We start from the raw sequence: 16,438 nt of genomic DNA, 5'->3' as shown, positions 1-16,438 counted from the left end.
AATGCATGGAGTTGATTGTCCTGTAGCCAATTTTTTATTTTTTCTGTACTATGATTGAACCATAAAATAAGCGACGTAGATCTAGCTTCACGCCATGGCTTATCAATTTTGCCACGGCTCTAAAATAGGTTAATTCATCACTGGTGCCTTTGGCATTAACTGGCACAGCAACACGAGGTTTACGCTGGCCATTACCCTTACCGTCAAGGTCAAAGTCTAAAATCTTATCAGTCCAACTACACAATGAACGACCAGGCCCCATTTCAATAAATACCCGTGCACCTTGGTCATACATGGTATTAATCAAACGAGGGAAATCAACGCGTTCACACAAGCATTTAGCGACACTGTGAGCAATGGCTTTACTCAACTGTGGTATAGGTAAGTAACACGAGCTTGAGTACATTTTTGTGGGCAAACGACTCGTCACGTCCATGGTATAAAGTTCAACCATATCATCATATTCGATATTTGCCGGTGCACTATGAATCGCATTAGCCATGTTTAACGCCATAGCGCGTACACCTAACTTTTTAATGACCCGTAGGCAATCTTCTGGGTAGCCGGCAATTAATAAGCTGTCTGGGGTGTTGATTATGGTGCAATAAACTCGGTCTTCACCTTCACTGGCAGCTATAACTTCAGCTAACGTTGCTTTAATGGTGTAGGTTTCCCAAATAAACTCATCATTTTTACCGGTCGTTTCGCTAAGTTCAGGTAAGCCCCAATGTTCACGCAGCGTTAATAAATCACCACATAAACGTTCATTAAAGGTGTCAGAATTGGCTAAACGTGCGCTCATTAAACCCGGTTGCTGCCACGCACCTAACGCCGCATACATACTCACTTCGCCCATGCTATAACCTGTGGCAAAGTCAGCTTTAAGTTTAAAAACATTTTCAAAGACTTTGGTAAAGACACAAGCAAAACCAACCCCTGCTTCAGCGATATCGGCTAAATTACCGCGCAAGTCTAAATCAAGCTGTTTAAGGGCTTTAAAACTAGGTCGAACAACCGAGCGGGGATTTAATAAGGTATCTTTTAAACTGGCGCCAATATCATCAGCTAAATTGGCAACATCTTGATATATTTCAGGAAATAAGTGCAATAAATCGCGACCTAAACCTATATAAGTCGCGCCAATACCCGGATATAAAAACGAGACATTGTTGGTATCTCCATCTCTATTTACCGGCTTGGGGGTAAAATAACTGCCTTTTGGCGTTCGCCATTCTTTACCCGTTGCCAGTGCAGTAACAATACCTGACTTAGCCGAAGCTACTTCTTTTAATAACTCGGTTTTTGATTCACATAACAACACAATACTGTAGGTGTTTTTTATAGATTTAGCTTGCTGGTAATAACTGAGCGCAATAGCTTGAATTGATTGCGCATGCTTTTGTAGGGAGCTTTCAAGCTCAGTGAGCTTTGATAATAAGCTTTGCTGGTTATCTGCTGCCACCAGTACCATTTTCAAATCACTGCAAGCAATAAAACCATTGTCACGAATATCCACCAAGGGATGTTTTTCACCGGCAACAATAATTTTGTTTTCTGCCAATATCACATGGCAGTAATCATTGTTAGCCGCCAAACAACTATAAGCGGCAAGATGAGCATTACCCGCTGGATGTGGATACCAAGGTCTAGCCTCGGTAGCTAGGTAAAAACTTGAGTTTTGCCAGTGTATTAGCTCATTTTCTGCTGGCTGTTGCCAGTCAGTGATAGCAGGAATATATCGCTGCTGCAAAGCAATAATAGTACGTAACAGTCCGAATACTTGCGAAAAACCCGCACCTTCACCGGTAAGACTACGGGCACAGGAAACGGCCGTGTTTAGTTTTTTCTGATGAGCATAACTGGCAATTAAACCGCTAGACTCAGCCGTGGCAAGCTTGCTATCCGCTAAGGCTGAAACTTCTAACAAAGCAATATCATTAGCGCTAACTTGAGCATTATCTAGTGCTGATGCAGTAACCTCGGTCACCTCAGTAGAATTAGTGACCTCATCACCAACGGCAAAACCTTTTAACCATGAATAAACATAACTGTTATTGCTTTGCGCAAAACTTATCGAGGCAAATAATATCGCGGCTAGGCCATGACAGTTTTGATAACCGCTAAAGTTCTCATCAAAACTGATAGTAGTTACTGTATCTACGGCTAAGTCATTCCCAGCAGAACTTTGTTGCCCTGGCTCTGCTGACAAAACGTGGCTAAGACTTTCAGCTAAGTTAACACCAACTAAGGCCACTAAGGCATGTTGGCCAATAAGCACATCAATTTGTAACATGGCCTGAGCGAATGAACTCACCACAATTGCACTATCTACATCAACATCAATGTCGACCATTTCGCTGACAGCGCTTTCAGCAAGAAGGATAACCTTGATATCAGCGCTGTTTACTTTATTAGCAAGCGCCATTCGCTCAACAGATGCTTTAACGCTTAGGGTCAGCACTTTATCTTGCTCTTCACCTTGCCCTTGGCCTTGCTCTTTACCTAAATTTTTACCTAGATATAGCGCTCGCTCGACATTATCAATATTATTTTGAACAGTGAATTGGTTTTCAAATTGTGCATCTAAACCAATAATGGCGCTGCTATAATTACCTTTCGCCATTAAGCACTTGCCTCATCGTTGCCCTTTTTAGCCGTACTTTTAGGCGTAACTTTGGGAAGAAACAACTCATTTAAATTGGCACTGGCGGTCACTTTAGCGGACTTTAATTCAGACAATACTTGCTTATTTTCAGCAATAAATTGTATGTCTGCCACTAACGAACCACGTTGTTTGCCTTTTGCCGAGCTTTTAACCACGGTTAACTGCAGGTAAAAACGTTCTCCAAGCGCTACTTCACGATATACCGTCCAGCTTTGCGTACTTGAAGGCAAACTGCCTAAACCGAGTTGTTTTTTCACCCACACCAACATCGCTTGGTAAGCAAGGTCATTGGCGAAAATGTTACTTTGGTTTTTGCCTATGATATTGCCTAAACATGGCAGCGCGAATTCACCTTGCTTAGCACTGGCTACTTCCGGTACTTGGCAACTTAATAATAACCCTTGCTCGTTACACTCAAGTATTTCACTTATGCCTTGTAAGCTTGGCCCATGGAATAATGTGCCGTTGCTATAAAGTTCCGCGGCACTTTCACCTGTAGTCGGTACTGTTAACTCAACCGTTGGACTAACGGCTAACTTGTTCACTAACGTCAGCTGTGCGCCATAATGAAATACGGTTTTACCTTGCGCATTGATGCTTGAGATCTTAGTTTCAACCACTAAACGAACGCCATCGTCAAACACTTCGGCGTTCATGTCAATTTTATAATCACTCGCTTCATTGCCATCAAAGATGATGCCTTTAAAGAGTTTGTAATTTTCTAAACCTTGGTAGTGATAACCTTGATAAGCTTGTTCGCTGGCATCTTGCATCCAGGCAATAGCACACACAGTTGGTAATACTTGCTCATCACCAATAGTGTGGTCAGCTAAAAAAGCATTGTTAGTCGCTAAAAGTGTTTTACTAACACTTATTGTTAAGCGACTAACTTGTGGCTTTTTTACAGAGTCACCTGCTGCTTGGTCTTTAGAAAGGTCATTACCAACAAGAATTTGTGCACAACGGTTATTGTCCGCCGCTAATTCACTGACCAATAATTTTGCGCCAGCATCAAGCGGAATAATATAAACACCACGGTCGTTAAACATACGTTTAAGTTCAGGTGTTACCATGCCACCATCCCAAGGACCCCAGTTAAAGCTAAGCACTTGCGCACTTGGGTTTAATGCTTTAAAGCGATAAGCAGTTTTATTTAAAATATCGTTAGCAATTGAGTAATCAGACTGACCTGGATTGCCGTAGAAACCTGCTGCTGAGGAGAATAAAACCAGGTGTTTAATATTCTTTTGCTCGGTAGCAGCAAGTAGTGATAACAGACCATCAATTTTTGTGCTGTATACCGCATTAAATTCTTCTAGCGTTTTTTGCTCGATAAACTTATCAGCTAACACGCCAGCGCCATGGATAATGCCGGTAATTTTTGCATAGTCAGCGCCAAAGTCTTTAATAATGGTCGCAACAGCAGTAGTAACACTATCACTGTTAGTAACATCGGCAGCAGCATATTGTGCTTGGCCGCCAGCAGCTTTAATAGCCGTTAATGTTTTGGAAATTTCACGATTTGCCAATACTGGACGAACAAATTGTGTCACTTTCACTGGCGTTGGTTTATCACCTGCGGCTATCAAGGCTTGCATCGCGGCTTTTTTCAGCGCTACTTCTTCCGTAATACCTTGTGCCCAGCTTGGCTCATTTTCGTCAAAGACACTACGACCTAGTAGGATAAAAGTAGACTGGTATTGTTTAGCAATTTCGATAACACAATGGGCGGTTACGCCTTTTGCGCCACCACTGACTAAAAATACTGACTTGTTATCAATACTTGAGCCAGTTGCCAGTGCATAACTGTCGGTAGCCACACCGGTTAGCGTTAAACGTGTTCCCGTGTTGTTGCTAAGGTTGTCAGTATCGTGAGCAACTTCTATGGTTGTTGTATCGATATCAAGTAATTCATCACTGATAATAGTCGCCGCTTTATCTGCGGCTAATTTACTTGATAAATCAACAATACGACAGAAAACACTATCCTCTCCTTTACCTTGAGAAGAGCCCCATTCATGAGACAGGGTTTTCACCAAACCGGCTAAACCGGCTTGTACTAAATCCGCTTTAACATCAGCCTTAACTAGATTCGCACCCTCGGCATTAGCAAAACCTAACGCGCCACCTTGACGTGTTACCACAACAAAGGAAGCACGTGCTTTAGTCGCATTCTTAACCTTACACAGTTTGGCTAAAACAAAGGCTAACATTAAGCCTTGTTTTGCCGCTGCTGGGTATTCAATAGCATCAACGGTTTGCTTACTTTGCAGATAAATAACCGCATCAAGTTGTTCGTTATTTTCGATGATGTCTTTAATTTGTCCTTCATCAAGTGTTTTTTCGCTGCTGCCAATTTCAATAACATTAACGGCTTTGCTAAAGGCTTTTTTAGAGCTACTCACCACCCAGTTAGGTTTTAAGGCGGTGACCTGCCAACCTTGTTTAATAAGCTTGGCACTTAGTGCCACTGCTGTGCCAGTGCCGTCATCGACGACTAGCGCGTTTGCTCCACCATTACCTGTTAAGTCTTGAACTATTTTATTAATTGAAGATAATGCAGTTAACGCCACTGTTGCACTAGGTGCCCCTTGAAAGCTGGCACTAACGTCGCTAGCTTTTTCAGCTACTGGTACTGTTTTAGCGCCAGGACCTTTTGGGTCAGTCGGCTCGGTCGGTGCAACTTTAGACTGCATATAACTAACGATTTCGCCTAACGTTCTTAATTCAGCTAAATCTTCTGGGTTAAGCTCAGGCAAATCTGGAATAGTCTCTTGTACAGCACCTAAGATTTCAACACGTTTAATAGAGTCGATACCTAAGTCTGCTTCCATATCCATTTCAAGCTCTAACATTTCCGTGGGGTAACCGGTTTTCTCGGCAACCACTGTCATCATCACTGATTGGATGTGTTCAAGGTCAATTGTTGGTGCAGCTGTATTAGCTTGAGCACTTTCATTGGCTGACGCACTAACTGCTGTGCTTACAGTTTCATTAGCTACAGGAGTTGCTGCTACTTTAGATTGCATGTAACTAACAATTTCGCCCAAGGTACGTAGCTCAGCTAAATCTTCTGGATTAAGCTCTGGTAAATCTGGAATAGTCTCTTGTACAGCACCTAAGATTTCAACACGTTTAATAGAGTCGATACCTAAATCTGCTTCCATGTCCATTTCTAGCTCAAGCATTTCCGTGGGGTAACCGGTTTTCTCGGCTACTACTGTCATCATTACTGATTGGATGTGTTCAAGGTCAATTGTTGGTGCAGCTGTAACACTTTCTATGGCTGAAGCTCTTGGCGCACTTGCTACAACAGCTGTAGGAGCCGCTGCTACTTTAGATTGCATGTAAGCTACAATTTCGCCTAAGGTACGTAACTCAGCTAAATCTTCAGGGTTAAGCTCAGGCAAATCTGGGATGGTTTCTTGTACAGCACCTAAGATTTCAACACGTTTAATGGAGTCGATACCTAAATCTGCTTCCATGTCCATGTCAAGCTCTAACATTTCCGTTGGATAACCGGTTTTCTCAGCAACTACTGTCATCATCACTGATTGAATGTGTTCAAGGTCAATGGCTGGTGCACTTTCATTCGCTGGCGCACTTTCACTTTCTATGGCTGAAGCTCTTGGCGCACTTGCAGCAACAACTACTGGAGCTGCTGCAACTTTACTTTGCATGTAAGAAACGATTTCGCCTAAGGTTCTTAACTCGGCTAAATCTTCTGGGTTAAGCTCAGGAAGGTCTGGAATAGTTTCTTGCACAGCCCCTAAAATTTCAACACGTTTAATGGAGTCGATACCTAAATCTGCTTCCATATCCATGTCAAGCTCAAGCATTTCCGTTGGGTAACCCGTTTTTTCAGCGACCACATCCATCATCACGCTTTGGATGTGTTTTAAATCAATGGCTGGAACACTGGCAGTATCTGTCTCAACTAAGTGCAGTGCTGGCGCGCTTTCATTAGCTGACGCACTTGGCGCAACTGATTCAGCTTTAGACTTCATATAGTCAACAATTTCGCCCAAGGTGCGTAATTCAGCTAAATCTTCTGGGTTAAGCTCAGGTAAGTCAGGAATTAATTCTTGCACCGCACCTAAGATTTCAACACGTTTAATGGAGTCGATACCTAAATCTGCTTCCATATCCATTTCAAGCTCAAGCATTTCCGTTGGATAGCCAGTTTTGTCGGCAACTACATCCAGCATCACTGTTTGAATCTTTTGTAAATCAATCGATGCTACTGGAGCTGTTTCAATGGCAACGGCAACAACAGTTTCAGCCACAGGTGCGAGTGCTGCAGCGGTTGCCACTGTTGATATCGGCGCTGGCGTTTGCACTATCGGAGAAGCTACAGGAGCTACCGTAGTTACCGGTGCTGGTTGCGCTACTTTTGGCATTGTTGGTGCAGCTACTTGCGCTTTAACTTCGGCTGTTTTAACTGCAACCGGAGCTGGCGTTGCTGGTGCATTTGTTTCAGCAGTCGACAACATGGCAGCCATATTATCGGTTTGATTATTTAGATATTGCTCATGGACACGTAAAGTTTCTGATTGGAACTCGTGGTACATGCCTAAGGTACGATCGAGACTTTCAGGTAATTCACCTGGCTCTTGTGAAGAAAGTACCGCATCAAACGTTTTCGCGTAGTCTTTTGGACCTTGCATGTATTGCTCATGCACATTTAATAACTGTTGCTGATGATCGACAAACTGACTAACACTGCGTTCAATACTGCTCACTAAGCCATTAGCATCACTGGTAGTTGGAGCGGTTATCTGGCTTGGGTCAGCAATACTGCCATCAAGGTTCAAATAAACAATCTTCTCAACTTCAACAATGCGTTCTACTTCAACAATTTTTTCTACTATTTTAACTTGCGCCTCTGGCACAGCAACAGGTGTAGTATGCGCTTGTTTAATAGTCCAACCATCATTTAAAGCATCATCAAACGCTTTTTTTGTTTTAGGGCTAACATAAGAGGCACCGGTAAGCTTCATTGCTAGTGGTGACATTTTAACTGGCTTTAAAGGGCGTTTTATCGCGCTGTACGGGTCAATCTCATTAAGCGCTAAACCTAATACCGCCATTTGTACTGCGGCTTGGCGCATTTGCATATCGGCTGATTTTTTAGGATTGGCATTAACGGCGATAGCAACAACATCGTCTTTATCTTTTAAGATGTTTTCAACCAGTTTGGTTAACACATTTTTTGGTCCAAACTCAACAAAGATTCGACCGCCATCTGCGTAAATATTGTCAATTTCTTCATTAAAATGTACTGCTTCTAAAATATGCTTTTTCAGTGCCTTTTTAATATCCGCTGGTTTGTTGGAATGGGCTTTTGCCGTGCCATTTGAATAAACCGGTACAACAGGCTTATTGAACTTAGCCTTATCGATTGCGTCGCTAAAGGGTTTTTGTGCATGACCAACCAGTGGTGTATGGAACGCCGCCGATACTGGTAAAGGCACAACCTTATAACCTTTAGCTTTAAGCTCTTCAATGGCAATGGCTATTTGACTGGTTACCCCGGCAACCACTACTTGGTTATTCGAATTGTAATTAGCAATTGAAATATCTTTAATGTCTTTAATATCAGCCGCTACTTTATCCGCTGCTCCCACAACGGCAATCATAGTACCGGTATCAACCGAGCTGTCTTTCGGCGCAGCCATGGCTTGACCGCGACTACGAGCCAACATCATGTAATCTTGCTCGTTTAATACACCCGCTGCCCAAAGCGCTGTTAATTCACCAAAACTATGTCCGGCAGTAAAGTCAGCTTTAAAACCGGCATTAATAAAGGTTTTATATAGGCCAACACTTAAGGTGCCAATAGCAGGTTGCGCGTGTTGCGTTAAACGTAACGCTTCATCTTGTGCTTTACGGGCATCATCACTAAAAACTGGAATAGGATAAGTAGTTGGGGTTAATTGGCCTAAACCGGCATTAGCAAATTCAGTATCCATATCTTGCGCTGCTTGCATAACACTGGGGAAATTACAGGCAAGCTCTCGACCCATGTTAACGTATTGTGAACCTTGACCGGAAAATAACGCCACCACTTTACCGGTTAACGCTAAAGCAGATTGTCGGTAATAAATGCCGGTTGGTACTGACCAGTCTTTACTGCCTGCTTTGTCAGCAAACTGTTTTAATGCGCTATCAATCATCTTAATGGCTTCATCGGCATTTTTAGCAACAAACCCACAACGGGCTAGGTCGCTAGCAGGTGTTGATAAAGTGTTTTCGGTCACTAAGGCATTAAATGCATAAGGCTGAGCATCACTATCAATGGTTAATTTACTTTTCCAGTCGGTTAAGGTACTTACTAAGCCTTGTTCATTGCTCGCCGTCACTAAAATAGTTTGTGGTACGGCATTTAAACGATACTGGCCTTGTGCTGTTGGCGTATATTCTTCTAATACTATGTGGTAGTTAGTGCCACCAAAACCGAATGAACTAACACCGGCGCGACGTGGTAAACCATCTTCGCGCGTCATCCATGGACGGGTTTCATTGTTCAAATACATTGGGCTATTTTCAATGTCTAGTGACGTATTGGGTTGGTCGATATGAATGGTCGCTGGCAATACTTTATGATGTAGTGCTAACACCGCTTTAATCATACCCGCAGAGCCGGCAGCTGCTTTGGTATGGCCAATTTGTGACTTCACCGAGCCCATAGCTATATGTTGAGTTTGTTTGTTGTTCAAACCAAAATGTTTAATTAAACCACCAAATTCAGCCGCATCGCCAGCTTTAGTACCCGTGCCGTGCGCTTCAATTAAACCACAAGTACGCGGGTCAAATCCGGCATCATCATAGGCACGTTTTAACGCTTTAGCTTGTCCGTCTGGACGTGGTGCATAGATAGATTTAAAACGACCATCTGAAGAGGTACCAATACCTTTAAGTACCGCATAAATTTTATCGCCATCACGCTCAGCATCTTCTAAGCGTTTAAAGGCCATCATGCCGATACCTTCACCTATCATCATGCCTTTTGAGTCATTATCAAAGGGACGAATATCTTCACCTGTGGTGAAAGCCGGTGTTTTTGAGAACGACATATACATAAAGGGTGAGTTATCACAACAAACACCACCAGAGATCATCACTTCTGAGCGATATTCTAATAAATCAGATACGGCTAATTTAATCGCCGCTAATGAGCCCGCACAAGCCGCATCAACCACACAGTTAGTACCACCAAAATCAAAACGGTTAGCAATACGACCAGCAATTACGTTACCTAACATGCCAGGAAATGAGTTTTCTTCCCAACCGATATAAGCTTTCTTGAATTTTTCGATGATCATGGCGCGATCTTCGGCGTCAACTCCTGACGCTTTTAATACTTTTTCTAATACTGGGCCTTGCAAACGAGACGTTAGTGGTGAAATTTGTTTTTGTCCACCACCGACACCTAAAGTAATACCGATTTTATCGCGGTCATAACCTGAGCCATCACCAATGCCGGCATCATTTAAAACATCACGAGCAACCACTAGTGATAATAATTGCGCGATATCGGTTAATTCTAAAATATTTGGTGGCAGACCAAATTCCATCGGATCAAAATCAATTTCTGGTAAAAAACCACCACGCTTACAGTAGGTTTTATCGGCATCTTTTGGATTGCTTGAGTAATAATCATCAATGGCCCAGCGATCACTAGGAACATCTTTAATTCCATCTACTGACTCAAAAATGTTATCCCAATAATTTTCTAGGTTTTTTGCATCGGCAAAAATAGAGGCCATGCCAATAATAGCAATTGGACATTCTTGCAAACGAGAATTAAAGCTTTGTTCCTCGTTATCCATATTTGTTGTTTTTGATGCAGTTTTTGATGATTTTTGCTGTTTTTTAGCCATTAATATTACTCTACTGTTAGTATTTATTTGCATTTTCGCTATCGATATTTTGATCATCACGGTTGGAAGACAGCGCACTGGCTTCATCTGGACTTTCATTTAATAAACGAAAACGACTTAAAAATTCGGCATAGTTCCCCGCTAAAATGCGGCGAATATGAAATGGGGCTTTGGTGAGTACGTAACTCATGTAACGGCTGGCGGCTTCTCGCTCATTGCCATCATAAATATCCACATAAACCCAATTGGAACTGGGATCATTGGCAATTAATAAACGGCGGTGCTCTGAACTTTTACCTGCATCTGCCGTTGCTGTTTTAACTTTGCTTTCGTCTGCAAAGTGAGGTAATTGGGTAACTTTTATCTGTACCACTTCATCGGGTGATAAATTATTACTTTTATTTAAGACCTCACGCATAGCTGAGGGTGATAGCTGAGAGACAAGTAGCTTATTTTCTTTAGTGTCTTCAATTGCCACGGCCACTGTTTCATCAGCAACACTATCGGCATCACGCATTTCGCCACCCTCTTGCATATCAGTAAGGCGTGAAACACCATGACGCTTTAAACAACGTTGCAGACCCGCACGGGATACATTGACGTTAATAAACTGTTTGCTCACCGCGAGCAATTCATCAAGCGACAGTAATAAACGTGTTCTCAACTCAACAACAACATACTCTTGCGCTTCGCTTAAGGTGGTATTTAACTGCTTAGGTACGTGAGACGCATCGGCAAGAGATTCTCGTTTACGCCATTTACGTACGGTTGATTCGGAGATTTTCAATAAACGGGCAAGCACAGCGGTCGGAAGCGCTGACTCGTGGATAAACGCCCTCATTTCGGGTGTGGTCGTTGCATTCGCATGTTGCTTAGTCATTTATCACTCGGATATTGCTTAAGGTAATGTTCACATGAATAACAGCTCGCAGCTCATTTTTAAGGAACGTGCTAGTCGCATGGGCATCATGCGTGATAGTACTTGTAGTTTGCTTGCTCATTTTCATCGGTATATTTTTTCCGTTATATTCATGAGTAAATAAGACACGACAAATGACTTACCGCGGCTAATATACACAGGTTTCAAATCCAACACAATCACCCGATACATGATTTTCACTAAAATAGACTAAGGTCTTAACTCATCTGTTCGACCAGTTGGCAAGATATCTGTACTGTTAGCGGTGTATACTGTCAAATAGCTAGCACTAATGACAGCTAGCTATTTTTTACATTTAACAACATTAAATAAACCCATAAAAAAAAATTACCACTGAACTCTTTATGATAAAATTATCTTTCAGTAAACATTAACTACACGTTAAATAAACAACACAAGCTACCGATACTTTATGACCTCATTCTCTCAAGCTGAACTTTCAACTAGATCAAAAAAAAAGCTCACCCTAGCTAACAATGAAATTCATTTATGGATGACCAAGCCGGAAGAGTTACTGGGTAATGATGAGCTATTAACAACTTACGCAACATTACTAACCAGTAAAGAAACAGCAAAACAGCAACGATATAAGTTTGTTAAGGACAGGCACGATGCCTTGATTACTCGCGCTTTTATACGTGACTTATTGTCTTATTATGCGGATATAGCGCCACAGGATTGGCAATTTGAAAAAGGTGAAAAAGATAAACCGGAAATCGTTAATTGCCCACTACCATTACGCTTTAATATCAGCCATACCAAAAACCTCATTATTTGTGCGATAACGCTTGAAGATGATATTGGCTGTGACGTTGAAAATACCGGCCGTAGCAATGACGTATTAGCCATTGCCGAACGTTATTTTTCCCCTAAAGAAAGCCAGGAACTTTTCGCACTGCCACTAGCACAACAACGCAATCGATTTTTTGATTATTGGACCTTAAAAGAGTCTTATATTAAAGCGTGGGGTTTGGGTTTAGCGATACCACTTAAGGATTTCAGTTTCAGTATTACTGACACCGAATACAAACATAAAAACCTATTTACCATCAAGCAGAATATTAGCCTGAGCTTTGCAGCACATCGAGTAGATGAACCACGAATATGGCGTAGCTGGTTAGTTTACCCAACGGCAGCAATTGATGAAAACCAAGAGCACCGTATTGCCATCTCTTTAAGGACTAAAAAATCAACCGAAAAAGGCGATAATCAAAAGGCTGATTACCAATTACGCTTCTTCAACACCCTACCCTTACTTGGTTACCGAGAAATATAGGCACAAATTGTGGTTTACACTGTTAGCTACTGATTTCCTAGCGGTATTACATCCTTATTTGGATGGTTGAACTAGCATACCTTGATATACCGCGACTTAAGAGTTAATTAAATCCTGACTTAGGTAAATTAGTCCTGTTGTTGTTCAAGTTTTAGTAAAGCTGTTTAACGTGTTCTAAAAAATAATTTTTAATAACCAAATAATCTTAATAAATAACTCAAAAGCACTGTATAAATAAACAGCCACTGCTACTTATTTCTTTCTACAAGAAAACGGGAATAATTCCTGCTTTCACACATCAACCAGCTTGGTAGTTGAATGTATAAGTTATTGATTATCCGATAAATCTGTTGTACTGTTGTTTTTTAACAAAAAACATGAAAGTATGAATTTTTCCGTGTTTAAATAAGGAAAAATTCCTACTAATACGCTGTTATGTTTTAGTGGTGATGCTCAGCTTGCGAGTGAACAACAGGGAGGTGTTATGAATGTAGATGAACTTTATGAACTTATTGATAATCTAGAAGAGGTAGAAGAGCCTAAGCGAAAAAGTATCAACGATGCCGAGAAACTTATCTTAAGTGAACTTGATACAAAACTCCTCCTTAAGAAAAATTTCTATCAACATTATATTCTTGACGTTGTAATTTCTAAAGGATCACTTGAATTTATTAAAAGTATTTTTGGTCATGTACCAAAGTTACCAAATAGAAATGAATTTTATGAAACCTTGATTTACTCTAATGATGCTGAAGAAAGGATAATAGATGTATTAAATATTTTTGAGGAGCTAGGTTTTTTCATTAAAGCTGAAAAATATAGCTTAATGATTAAAAAAATGGGGAACGCTTGTAAACAATACCGTAATTGTTATGACCTATGCTTTGTAACAATCAAGTATTTACTATCTAAAGGTGGTGAAATAGATTTTACAGGTAAAAGCAATAAGGATTCATCTTTATTAATGGAAGTTTCTTCTTATGGTGATGCTCGGTCAGTTTGCCACTTAATCAAACTTGGTGCTGATCCAAAGAAAAAATTAGCTGATGGCTCCACTGCATTGACATTTGCCGCAGGGAAACAACTTCCAGACCTTACCACTTATAATTTCAATTATAGTGGACGCCTTGAAGTTATGTATTTTTTGAATAACTCAATAGATGTGCCATATGAAAAAGAAACAGTTAAAAAGGCTCTGTATTTTGCTAAGAAACTTAGGAATATGTTAAAAGAATACGATAGCTATTTTGATAATGACATGGTGGAGCGTTTAAGTAAAAAAACATAACAAGGCATTTAAACGGAAAATTTACAGTTGGCTGTTTTTCGTGCCTCAAACATTTTAGCCAACAGTAATTTTCCGCTTAATGCGGCGTTAGCTTTATAAAGGATTATTTGTGCTATTTCTATTTAATACTCATCAACCAAAATATCTGTATGTGATTCAATCATTCATATTAGCTCTTTGTTTGGCACTACCTGCTGCTTACGGTGTGCATATTTTTTTTCCGTTATCAGAAAGCCCTGATTCTGAATTAACTATATTAAGTTTTTTTAGTGTTATTATTTTTGGTCCATTTATTGAAACTCTCTTAATGACCTTAAGTTTTAGTGTAATAAAATCATTCACTAATAAATTCGGTATTATTTGTTTTGTTAGCGCTTTATTTTGGGCTGGTTTACATTCATTATTAATACCTGTTTGGGGGCTTGTTACATTTTTTACTTTTTTAGTCTTCTCAATTGCTTTTCAAGTTTGGGATAAGGTTTCGAGAAAAGATGCATATATAATAGTTTTTTCAATTCACGCTTTAATAAATGCATTTGCTTTTCTAATGCCGGAGTAATAAAAAGCTAACAAGCCATTCAAAAGGACAAAAAACAGTTTGCTGTTTTCGTTCCTCAAACATTTTAGCAAACTATTTTATTGCCTCTTAATGGGGCGTTAGGCTTACAGGCAATTTGTGTATATATACTTAGAGTAGTATTTGATGAAACCGAAATTATTTGTTTTAAAAATGCCATTTGAAGATGGTCCCGGAAAAAGGTGGCTATGTTCACATTGTGCACTTATTGAAGGTGCATTATCAGTAAACACGCACTGGGAGAGTATGGTGGATATTCGCCGTATAGAGTTCCAAAAACCAAGACAAGAAGTAGTGGATATTTTAGGTGAAGGTAACCAGTGGCTTCCTGTACTTATACTTGAAAATAATGAGACGATCACTGAACCAGTGGAAATTATTAACTATTTAGCAAATGAATTTGGTGGGGCTGCGGTACACCCATAGTTCGAGCAAAGTAAGCCTAACAAGCAAATTAATCAGGACAAATAACAGTTGGTTTTTGCTCCTGCGTCGCCTATTTTAACCAACTGCTATTTGCCCATTATTTGGGCGTTATATTGCCATAGGGAATGGAATCAACATGGGTGCTTCTAAGCGAATAATTCTAAGCCAAGAAAGAATCTTAGGTAAATTACTAAAAAGTATGGGCATTGGTTTTGGGGTTATGGCAACTATTCTATTTGTCTCTGATTTCAAACTAATCGGCTTTTTTGTGTTTTTCATGATCCCGACATTAGGACTATATTTTATGGGTGCCTATCAAGATAGAAAGTATAAAATGTTAGGGAAAACCCCATTAGAACTAAACTCTAATTACTGCAAAAAGGGTCAAGTAACGAAAGCTAAAATCATAATAAACCGAAAGAATTTTAATAAAGTTAAAGAGATTAAATTGAGTTGTCTTCGATCTCATGGTGACTCTTCAGGCATTAGAATTGTTTGGAAAACGACCATTGAGCCAACAATCCATTTTATAAATAATATAACTCTTATAGAGTTTGATATTAATATACCAAAACGGCTCCCTGAGTCTAGTAATGGGTTTTCCTCGTTTTCCCCCCGAGGTAAATGTAGCTATGAGGCTTCATTCAAGTTTACTGAATCAATGGAGTTTGTAGAGAGAACTTGGAAGATTCCTGTAAAAGCAATATAACAAGCAAATTAATCAGGACAAATAACAGTTGGTTTTTGCTCCTGCGTCGCCTATTTTAACCAACTATTATTTGCCCATTATTTGGGCGTTATGTACTCAGTGGTAAAATTCAGGTTTAAATATGCACTTATCATCCTTATTAAAAACCAAAGCAAGTAAGGCATTAGTTTTTTCTCTTGCTCCATTATGGTTTGCTCCAATAGCTTTCTGCCTTATGCTTCTTGAAAATGCAACGTCTGCGGGTGGATTCGCTTCTGTCGGTCGTGGGTGGCTTGTGTTAGGAATATTGATTTTTTGCGTTGTTGGGTTACTTTTAGCAGCATTATTTTACTTAATATTAATTTTCGTTAAAGAACGTCCTATTAATCAAAATCCTGAAAGGTTAAAAATTTACGCCTCATTATCAGTGTTTCTGTTGTACCTTATTGCTTTATCAGGCTTTCTTGGTGGGGGAATGGATGCATTTAAAGTAACTATTTATATATTAGTTTTATTAGGTTTATTGATTTTGGGTAAATACACAATTAATAAAGTTCGGAACCGTACATAACAAGTGACTATGGTGTCAAACCCTAATATTTAATTCATTTTAGGATCCCAGTAGACACCATCTCTCACCATCGAATTGAGCGTGATAACTAGCTTTCTAATACACGCGATTATCGCTACTTTCT

At 40.2% G+C, this 16,438-nt stretch carries 10 protein-coding genes; 7 read left to right on the top strand and 3 right to left on the bottom strand.

Annotated elements, in window-relative coordinates; all coding sequences use genetic code 11:
* Positions 1-34 precede the first annotated feature (34 nt).
* From ASU03_RS06265 to ASU03_RS06255, 3 genes are all read right to left on the bottom strand, one after another.
* The gene (locus ASU03_RS06265; protein WP_057831036.1) at positions 35-2,623 is read right to left on the bottom strand and encodes a PfaB family protein; all 2,589 of its coding nucleotides are present in this window, start codon (positions 2,621-2,623) and stop codon (positions 35-37) included.
* On the bottom strand, positions 2,623-10,434 hold the full coding sequence (locus ASU03_RS06260; RefSeq protein ID WP_442855130.1) for an SDR family NAD(P)-dependent oxidoreductase: 7,812 nt from the start codon (positions 10,432-10,434) through the stop codon (positions 2,623-2,625). The genes ASU03_RS06265 and ASU03_RS06260 overlap by 1 nt, the downstream gene beginning before the upstream one ends.
* Before the next feature lie 130 nt (positions 10,435-10,564).
* The gene (locus ASU03_RS06255; RefSeq protein WP_057831035.1) at positions 10,565-11,428 is read right to left on the bottom strand and encodes a transcriptional regulator; all 864 of its coding nucleotides are present in this window, start codon (positions 11,426-11,428) and stop codon (positions 10,565-10,567) included.
* A 34-nt stretch (positions 11,429-11,462) separates the two neighbouring features.
* Here ASU03_RS06255 and ASU03_RS21740 point away from each other — a divergent pair, with 34 nt between their 5' ends.
* The 7 genes from ASU03_RS21740 to ASU03_RS06225 all read left to right on the top strand — a co-directional run bounded on the left by ASU03_RS21740 (position 11,463) and on the right by ASU03_RS06225 (position 16,314).
* Positions 11,463-11,591: a hypothetical protein gene (locus ASU03_RS21740; protein WP_269432995.1), complete on the top strand. Its 129-nt coding sequence runs from the start codon at positions 11,463-11,465 to the stop codon at positions 11,589-11,591.
* Positions 11,592-11,900: 309 nt separating this feature from the next.
* The gene (locus ASU03_RS06250; protein ID WP_057831034.1) at positions 11,901-12,764 is read left to right on the top strand and encodes a 4'-phosphopantetheinyl transferase family protein; all 864 of its coding nucleotides are present in this window, start codon (positions 11,901-11,903) and stop codon (positions 12,762-12,764) included.
* 484 nt (positions 12,765-13,248) lie between these two features.
* Entirely contained in the window at positions 13,249-14,052 is an 804-nt protein-coding gene (locus ASU03_RS06245) for an ankyrin repeat domain-containing protein (RefSeq protein WP_057831033.1), read from the top strand.
* Positions 14,053-14,161: 109 nt separating this feature from the next.
* Positions 14,162-14,611 (top strand): hypothetical protein, encoded by a 450-nt coding sequence (locus tag ASU03_RS06240; protein WP_057831032.1) that lies wholly within the window; start codon positions 14,162-14,164, stop codon positions 14,609-14,611.
* Between the two features lie 144 nt (positions 14,612-14,755).
* Positions 14,756-15,055: a DUF3088 family protein gene (locus tag ASU03_RS06235; protein WP_057831031.1), complete on the top strand. Its 300-nt coding sequence runs from the start codon at positions 14,756-14,758 to the stop codon at positions 15,053-15,055.
* Between the two features lie 136 nt (positions 15,056-15,191).
* Positions 15,192-15,764, top strand: a complete 573-nt coding sequence (locus ASU03_RS06230) for a hypothetical protein (RefSeq protein ID WP_057831030.1) — start codon at positions 15,192-15,194, stop codon at positions 15,762-15,764.
* A gap of 121 nt (positions 15,765-15,885) precedes the next feature.
* Complete coding sequence (locus ASU03_RS06225; protein ID WP_057831029.1) at positions 15,886-16,314, top strand: hypothetical protein; 429 nt, start codon at positions 15,886-15,888, stop codon at positions 16,312-16,314.
* Positions 16,315-16,438: the final 124 nt, after the last annotated feature.

Source organism: Colwellia sp. TT2012 (genome assembly GCF_001440345.1).
Lineage (GTDB): Bacteria > Pseudomonadota > Gammaproteobacteria > Enterobacterales > Alteromonadaceae > Colwellia.
Note: the sequence above shows the minus strand (reverse complement) of the source record. Positions and strands in the feature narration are given on the sequence as shown.

Bases quoted from the DNA above. Each gene is read 5' to 3' on its own strand.
- ASU03_RS06265 (WP_057831036.1), bottom strand. From the start codon at position 2,623: ATGGCGAAAGGTAATTATAGCAGCGCCATTATTGGTTTAGATGCACAA.
- ASU03_RS06260 (WP_442855130.1), bottom strand. From the start codon at position 10,434: ATGGCCTCTATTTTTGCCGATGCAAAAAACCTAGAAAATTATTGGGAT.
- ASU03_RS06255 (WP_057831035.1), bottom strand. From the start codon at position 11,428: ATGACTAAGCAACATGCGAATGCAACGACCACACCCGAAATGAGGGCG.
- ASU03_RS21740 (WP_269432995.1), top strand. From the start codon at position 11,463: ATGAATAACAGCTCGCAGCTCATTTTTAAGGAACGTGCTAGTCGCATG.
- ASU03_RS06250 (WP_057831034.1), top strand. From the start codon at position 11,901: ATGACCTCATTCTCTCAAGCTGAACTTTCAACTAGATCAAAAAAAAAG.
- ASU03_RS06245 (WP_057831033.1), top strand. From the start codon at position 13,249: ATGAATGTAGATGAACTTTATGAACTTATTGATAATCTAGAAGAGGTA.
- ASU03_RS06235 (WP_057831031.1), top strand. From the start codon at position 14,756: ATGAAACCGAAATTATTTGTTTTAAAAATGCCATTTGAAGATGGTCCC.
- ASU03_RS06230 (WP_057831030.1), top strand. From the start codon at position 15,192: ATGGGTGCTTCTAAGCGAATAATTCTAAGCCAAGAAAGAATCTTAGGT.
- ASU03_RS06225 (WP_057831029.1), top strand. From the start codon at position 15,886: ATGCACTTATCATCCTTATTAAAAACCAAAGCAAGTAAGGCATTAGTT.